The sequence below is a fragment of the Kitasatospora sp. NPDC059088 genome (genome assembly GCF_042738155.1).
Classification (GTDB): Bacteria; Actinomycetota; Actinomycetes; order Streptomycetales; family Streptomycetaceae; genus Kitasatospora.
The window spans coordinates 1-2,872 of the sequence record NZ_JBHYGR010000246.1; the positions used below are offsets into that span (position 1 = coordinate 1).

The 2,872-nt window shown below is 72.6% G+C and carries 3 protein-coding genes; 2 read left to right on the forward strand and 1 reads right to left on the reverse strand.

All coding sequences use genetic code 11. The features are described from left to right. Positions 1-147 precede the first annotated feature (147 nt). Positions 148-1,317: a PP2C family protein-serine/threonine phosphatase gene (locus ACFWXO_RS44635; protein WP_375896961.1), complete on the reverse strand. Its 1,170-nt coding sequence runs from the start codon at positions 1,315-1,317 to the stop codon at positions 148-150. A 177-nt stretch (positions 1,318-1,494) separates the two neighbouring features. Between ACFWXO_RS44635 and ACFWXO_RS44640 the strand changes: the two genes are divergently transcribed. Beyond that, positions 1,495-2,436: a PrsW family intramembrane metalloprotease gene (locus ACFWXO_RS44640; protein ID WP_375896963.1), complete on the forward strand. Its 942-nt coding sequence runs from the start codon at positions 1,495-1,497 to the stop codon at positions 2,434-2,436. A gap of 101 nt (positions 2,437-2,537) precedes the next feature. Continuing rightward, positions 2,538-2,756 (forward strand): heavy-metal-associated domain-containing protein, encoded by a 219-nt coding sequence (locus tag ACFWXO_RS44645; RefSeq protein WP_375896966.1) that lies wholly within the window; start codon positions 2,538-2,540, stop codon positions 2,754-2,756. The last annotated feature ends 116 nt before the right edge of the window (positions 2,757-2,872 follow it).

The following is a 2,872-nucleotide window of genomic DNA, read 5'->3' on the forward strand; positions in this document are numbered from 1 at the left end:
ACTGCCAACGGTCTGCACACCCCACCCACAGAGTCGGCAGTCGGAAAATCACCCAGCCGCCGGAGCACCCACCCCCGGAACCGCCCCCGGCGTCACCCACCCTCCCGAAAGCCCACCCCCACACCCAAGCCCCGCGCAGCGCCCCCCTCAGTCCGTCCGCGTAATCAGCAACAACAACGCGTCATCCCGCAACGCCCCACCCGTGTGCGCCAGCAGATCCGCGTACACCCGCCCCACCGCCGCCTCCAACTCCCCCGCCGAGCGCGCAGCTCCCCGCACCAGCGGCCCGACCCGCTCCGCCAACGGATAGAACTCCCCGCTCCTGCGGTGCCGCGCCTCGATGACCCCGTCCGTGTACAGCACCAGGACGTCCTCCGTCCCGAACGGCTGCCCCCAGGTGGCCGGTTCGCCGGTCGCGAGCCGCCCGAGGCCGAGCGGCACCCACGGGTCGGGCGCGTCCAGTACGTGGGCCCGCCCTTCACCGTCCACCCGGATCGGCGCGACGTGCCCGTACTGGAGCAGTTCCATCTCGCCGGGCCGGCGGAACTCGGCGAACAGCGCCGTGGTGAACTCCCCGTCCGGCACGTGCCGCTCGACGCTGGCCTCGATCCGCGAGGCGACGCCCCGTAGTCCGGCTTCGTCGTACGCGGCTTCGCGGAACGCGCCGAGCACCACCGCCGCGGTCTGGACGGCCGCGAGCCCCTTGCCCCGGACGTCCCCGACCGCGACCCGGGTGCCGTGCGGCGTCTCCAGTACCGAGTAGAGGTCCCCGCCGATCCGTGAGGCGTCCGCCGCGGACACGTACCGCACGGCGAGCCGCAGCGGCCCCACGGCCGGCCCGGGCAGCCGCAGCAGGGCCCGCTGGGCGGCCTCGGCGACGGAGCTGACCGCCGCGAAGGCGGCCGCCCGCCGCATCCGGATCTTGGCGACCCAGGCCGAGAACAGCGTCAGAACCAGATAGCTGACCATCGCACCGTAGAGGAAGCGGGCGTCGTTGATGTTGTCGACCTGGTCGTAGTGGCTGAGTCCGAAGACGGCGACCAGCCCGACCGCGCAGACGGCGAGCAGTTCGCCGGGCTTGAGGGTGAGCGCGGCGACGGCCGGGACGACGGTCATCAGCGGTGCGAGGTACCGGTCCTTGCCGGAGAGGAGGTCCGCGAGTGCGACCAGCAGGACGGCGAGCAGCGCCGGGGCGGCCCGCCACCGGAGCGGCACGTCCTGGAGGTCGACGACCCTCAGGGCGCCGCGCCGCCGGTCCGGTGGCAGCCCGGCGGCGGTGGGGGCCGAGGGCGACTGGGCACGGCGGATCGGGAACACATACCGAACATAAGGGACGATCACGACCCCGAACCACCCCACCCACCCTGCCCGCCCCGCCCACCTCGCTCGCCCCGCCTACCCCGCCCACCTCGCTCGCCCCACCCCCATAAGTCCCTATTGCCCGATTTGTCATAAAGTTCGACCGAAGCGGCTACTCAGAGGAGGCCCTGCCCGGTGTCCGGATACCGACCCACGCCGCGCATCACCGCACCCCCCGCCCGGACGGCCACCCGGCCGCACCACTGGCTCAAGTTCTTCCTGACCGGCCTGCTGCTCTGGGCCTGCACCGTCCTGGTCACCTTCTTCACCGACAACAGCAACCTGGTCCCGACCATCGTGCTGCTGGGCAGCTTCCTCGTCCCGGCCACGGTGGTGATCTGGGCGTACGAGCGCTACGCGGCCGACCTCGGCCCGGACCGGATCTTCACCTGCTTCGGCATCGGCGGGGTGATCGGCGTCCTGGGCGCCTCGGTCCTGGAGACGTACCTGCTCTCCCCCTCGGTGTGGATGTACGCGGGAGTCGGCCTGATCGAGGAGGCGGTCAAGCTGGCCGCGCTGGTGCTGGTCAGCCGCCGGCTGCGGGTCAGCGGGCTGCGCCACGGGCTGGTGCTGGGCGCGACCGTCGGCGCCGGGTTCGCCGCGTTCGAGAGCGCCGGGTACGCGTTCAACGCGGTGCTGAGCATCCAGGGGCTGTCGCTGGACGACCTGGTGGAGACGGAGATCCTGCGCGGGGTGCTCGCCCCGGTCGGCCACATCCTGTGGACGGCGATCATCGGCGGGGTGCTGTTCCGGGAGCGGCGCGGCGGGCGCTTCCGCCTCACCACCCCGCTGCTGCTCACCTACCTGGGCGTCTCACTGCTGCACGCGCTATGGGACAGCACGAGCGGCATCGCCGTCTGGCTGGTCGCCCGGACCACCACGAGCGACTTCCAGCGCGCCCTGTTCGACCTGGGCTACATGCCGAACCCGTCGAGCGAGCAGGTCCACCTGTACACCGTGTACGACACGGCGGGACTGCTCGTGGTCTCCTTGGGAGGGCTGCTCTGGCTGAGGCTGCTGGTGCGCAGCGAGCCCACCGCGCCGATCCCGGCACAGCAGCCCTCCGTACCGGCCTGACCGTCGCCCGCCCCTCCGAGAAATACCCCAGAGGGGTATGGTGTTCGAAGAGCTGGAGAAGCAGGAGATCCAGCACCAGCACCGACCTCCAGGAGGCCCCGATGTCCAGCACCATCACCTACACCGTGTCCGGCATGAGCTGCGGCCACTGCGAGAAGGCGATCAGCGAGGAGCTGTCCGCGCTGGCCGGTGTCACCGAGGTCGCCGCCGACGCCCAGGCCGGTACCGTGACGGTCTCCTCCACCGCCCCGCTGGCGGAGGAGCAGGTCCGCACCGCGATCGACGAGGCCGGCTACGAGCTGGTCGGCCCCGCGGTCTGAGCCACCCCGGTACGGCGGGGGGGCGCCCCCGGCCCCCCCCCCCCCCCCCCCGCGCCCCACCCCCCAAAACCACCCCCCCCCCCCCCCCGGGGCCGGCGCCGGGCGGGGGGGGGATA